The organism is Dietzia massiliensis, assembly GCF_018390595.1.
Classification (GTDB): domain Bacteria; phylum Actinomycetota; class Actinomycetes; order Mycobacteriales; family Mycobacteriaceae; genus Dietzia; species Dietzia massiliensis.
In genome coordinates this window covers 1-278 of record NZ_JAHBAV010000393.1, presented here as the reverse complement: position 1 = coordinate 278, position 278 = coordinate 1, and the positions used below count along the sequence as shown (strand labels likewise).

1 protein-coding gene is annotated in these 278 nt (G+C 67.6%); it reads right to left on the bottom strand.

Annotated elements, in window-relative coordinates:
* Positions 1-278 (bottom strand): transposase (locus KHA85_RS17675; protein ID WP_213186775.1); only part of this gene is annotated, 278 nt, incomplete at both ends.

Sequence of the window (278 nt, the reverse complement as noted above, 5' to 3'; positions counted from 1 at the left end):
GGCGGCGGCGGTGTGGTAGCCGGCGAACCCATCCATCGTGACAACCTTGACCCGGCCTCGAAACACCTGATCACGGGCGTCCAGCCACTCGGTCAGGACCTTCGCCGAACGGCCCGGGACCATGTCCAGCAGGCGCGACGGGCCCGTGCCGTCCACGACCGGGGTCAAGTCGACCAGGACGGTGACGAACGAAGAGGAACCGTCGCCGCGCACGTGCTTCCACTTGTGCTCATCGACCCCGAGAACGCGGACTCCGTCGAAGTGTCCGGGCTGGTCGT